This window comes from Pseudoalteromonas sp. AS71, assembly GCF_038900275.1.
GTDB lineage: Bacteria > Pseudomonadota > Gammaproteobacteria > Enterobacterales > Alteromonadaceae > Pseudoalteromonas.
In genome coordinates, this window is record NZ_JBBMQZ010000049.1 from 1 (window position 1) to 4130 (window position 4130).

Annotated in this window: 2 protein-coding genes; both read left to right on the forward strand. The window is 37.8% G+C overall.

Features of this window, described 5'->3' with window-relative positions; all coding sequences use genetic code 11:
• Window positions 1-332: 332 nt before the first annotated feature.
• Complete coding sequence (locus tag WNY98_RS20530) at window positions 333-1748, forward strand: sodium:alanine symporter family protein (protein WP_182195962.1); 1416 nt, start codon at window positions 333-335, stop codon at window positions 1746-1748.
• Between the two features lie 165 nt (window positions 1749-1913).
• The gene (locus tag WNY98_RS20535; protein WP_342878810.1) at window positions 1914-3512 is read left to right on the forward strand and encodes a BCCT family transporter; all 1599 of its coding nucleotides are present in this window, start codon (window positions 1914-1916) and stop codon (window positions 3510-3512) included.
• The last annotated feature ends 618 nt before the right edge of the window (window positions 3513-4130 follow it).

The following is a 4130-nucleotide window of genomic DNA, read 5'->3' on the forward strand; positions in this document are numbered from 1 at the left end:
TTATTTTTCGAGTCAACACTTTGTTTTAAACTTTCTTTTGGAAGATTTAAAACCGAAGTTTTATTTAACTCTCTGAGGTAGTTCGTGCCTCGCTATGCGTTGGCGTTTCCCGTCTCAGTGGGGTCGCATTATAGGGAGCGGCGAATTTTACGCAAGCGTTATTTACACAAAATAGTAATTAAAATTCAGCCCCAAGCAAGCACACACGATAAGCACAAGTTACCCACAAAACCCTGTTGATAACCCTGCTTTTGAACTTTAAAACTAAACACTTTTAACCTGATGTGATAAGTTGCGGTCACTTTTTTAACTCATGTATTTAGGCAGTATCCATGACAGACATAATAAACAGTATAAGTGCCCTTCTATGGGGCCAAGTTCTCGTCTACTTATTAATAGCAGCAGGCCTCTTCTTTACTTTTCGACTAGGCTTTATTCAGTTTGTGCAATTCCCACATATGTTCAAAGTTATGTTTGGCTCTCGTAAATGTGCCGATAACGAAATTTCATCCTTTCAGGCTTTTTGTACTTCGTTAGCTGCCCGCGTTGGTACAGGCAATATGGCTGGTGTTGCTGTTGCCTTATACCTAGGTGGTCCGGGTGCTATTTTTTGGATGTGGCTTATTGCATTAATAGGTATGGCTACAAGCTTTGCTGAAAGTACTTTAGCTCAGGCTTATAAAACAAAGGATGTTGAAGGCAATTTTAGAGGTGGCCCTGCTTATTATATGCAAAACGGTTTAGGTAAACGCTGGATGGGAACTTTATTCTCGCTATGCTTAATTTTAGCCTTTGGTTTGGTATTTAACGCCGTACAGTCAAACTCTATTGCTGCAGCATTTGAAGTAGCGTTTGATGTACCTAAGTATATAGTAGGCATTTGCTTGGTTATTGGCTCTGGTATTATTATTTTTGGTGGTTTGAAAACGATTTCTCGTTTTGCCGAAATGGTTGTGCCATTTATGGCATTAGCTTACTTGTTAGTGGCTCTTTATGTATGTGCTATTAACTTTACTGCACTCCCGGATGTACTCGCCCTTATTATAAAGAGTGCTTTTGGTATTGAACAAGCTGGTGCAGGTGCAATTGGTTATGGTGTTACACAAGCTATGATCCAAGGTATAAAGCGTGGCTTATTCTCAAACGAAGCAGGTATGGGTAGTGCAGCTAATGCCGCAGCTACTGCTACACCTTACCCGCCTCATCCAGCATCACAAGGTTATGTGCAAATGCTAGGTGTATTTATTGATACTATTGTTATTTGTACAGCGACTGCTTCTCTTATTTTACTATCGCAGCAATTAATACCTGAATCTGGTGTTATGGGGATTGAACTTACACAAGCAGCATTACAAGAACATGTCGGCGACTGGGGTACTTACTTTATTGCCATTGCTATATTGTTTTTTGCTTTTACTTCTATTGTGGCTAATTACTCTTACGCTGAAACAAATTTAATGTTTTTAGAGCACAACTCTAATAAAGGTATGTTTATCTTTAGACTTGTTGTTTTAGGTATGGTGATGTTTGGCGCTGTTGGTGAGCTTGGTTTAATTTGGACGCTGGCAGATATATCAATGGGTTTGATGGCTATTGTAAACGTTATAGCGTTATTTATGCTTTCAGGTGTTGTTGTATGGCTTTCTAAAGATTATAACGAGCAACGCAAGAAAGGCCTAATACCTACCTTTGATAAGAGTAAACATCCTAAACTTGCTAAAGAGGTCGATCCCGAGGCCTGGAAATAAACAATAAACAGCGAGCTACGGCTCGCTTTTTTAGTTCTAAAAATAACAAATATTACGCTTAACCATCTCATTTCTTATAAATAAAAAGTTATATTAATTTTAAAACTATTTTATATTTAATTACGTAGGATATTTGAATTAAGTTATCTATAAAAAGGAGACCCGATGGATGACATAACAAAAAAATACAGTATAGACACTACTGATTACCAAGTTGGGCAAGATAATGTACAAAAGTGGGGATTTGATATCCATAACCCAGTATTTGGCATAAGCGCTTTCTTAGTTGTTTTATTTGTAATACTTACCCTAGTTTTTGACCCTACCGTTACCCGTGATGCACTAACCTCGACTAAAGACGCCATAATTAATCAATTTGATAGTTACTTTATGTTACTAGCCAATGCTTTTGTAATATTTTGCGTTATTTTAGCATTCTCTCCTTTGGGTAAAATTCGTTTAGGCGGCGTAAAAGCTCGTCCAGAACATGGCTATATGTCGTGGCTTTCAATGCTGTTTGCAGCAGGAATGGGTATTGGCTTACTGTTTTGGGGAGTTGCTGAGCCAACTGCATATTATACTGGTTGGTATCATATGCCTATGGGCGTTGAGCCAAACTCACCGCAAGCACACTCATTAGCTTTGGGTGCAACCATGTACCACTGGGGTTTACATGGATGGGCGATTTACGCTGTTGTTGGATTAAGCTTGGCTTTTTTTGCATTTAATAAAGGCCTTCCTTTATCTATACGTTCTGTTTTTTATCCATTATTTGGTGATCGTGCCTGGGGGTGGCTTGGTCATATCATCGATATACTCGCTGTACTGTCTACTTTATTTGGTTTAGCTACATCGCTAGGCCTTGGCGCTCAACAAGCTACCAGCGGGATAAATTATCTGTTAGGCACTGATTATGGGACTGCTTTTCAAATATCTGTTATTGGTTTAGTAACGTGTATTGCAATTTTCTCTGTTATTAGAGGTATTGAGGGCGGTGTTAAAGTACTGAGCAATGTTAATTTAATTTGTGCATTTATTTTATTATTAGTTGTTATTGCCCTTACTTTCTCTGATGCAATTACTGCTGTTTGGTTTACCCTTGGGGCGTACGTAGAACACTTTGTACCTTTAAGCAATCCTTTTAATAGACCCGATGAAGATTGGATGCACTCTTGGACTGTGTTTTATTGGGCATGGTGGATATCATGGTCGCCGTTTGTTGGGATGTTTATTGCTCGAGTTTCAAAGGGGCGCACTGTACGCGAGTTTTTACTCGTCGTCATTGGCCTACCAACGCTTCTTAGTTTGGTTTGGATGGGCGTATTCGGAAATATGGCAATTACACAAGTTATAGATAAAGTTGGCCCACTTGGACAAAGTGGTTTAACTGATATCTCAGTGACTTTATTTCAGGTATACGAGCAGTTACCACTTTCTAGTTTTATTTCTATTATTTCTATAGCACTCGTTTTGGTATTTTTTATAACGTCGTCTGATTCAGGATCGCTTGTAATAGATGGTATAACTGCGGGCGGTAAAATAGATGCACCAGTGCCACAACGTATATTTTGGGCTACAGTCGAAGGCGTGATTGCAGCAGTATTGCTTTGGGTTGGTGGCTCGCAAGCATTGCAAGCGCTTCAGTCTGGCGTAGTTACTACAGCTTTGCCGTTTTCAATAGTACTTATTTTAATGTGTATTGCGCTTATTCAAGGCTTGTTGAGCGAGTATCCAATTTACAAAGCTCAGAGTAAACTGCAATAACAATTTATCCTTTATAAGCGATCCTCAAGGGTCGCTTATAAAACATTAGCAATTCGTATAACTAAGTACTAAACGCATTTCTTATACTCCTATATTAAATTTATTTTAGACACCGCACTTCAATTACATTCATTAATGCCACCCCCCGTTAAAACTTAGCTATTTTTAGAGAGCAAACCTTACGTTAGCAGAGTTAAAAGCATTTGATTTACTAAAACATAGGTGCAGGAGTAATTGCCAAGAAAATTGAATAGCCAGCGTTCTAATTTTTCTTTGTTATTAACAGGTGCTCTTATTCACAACTAATTATACCAATTCAGTTAATTTAACCAGATTGGATAGAAGCATTAACGGTTAAATACAAACTGGCAGCTTTATAAATGTATGATGATGAAACTTTAAGATATTAAAAAATAGATATTAAAGGTAAGTAGGTATTAAAAATAAGATTGGGAATCTAAATAAGGATAATTTTTGAATATTTTAAAAATAGAAGTGATTTAGAATTTAAATGAATTTTATCTGAGGATTTTAGTAAAAATGGTGCCCGAGGCCGGACTTGAACCGGCACGACTTGTTAGTCGAGGGATTTTAAATCCCTTGTGTCTACCAATTCCA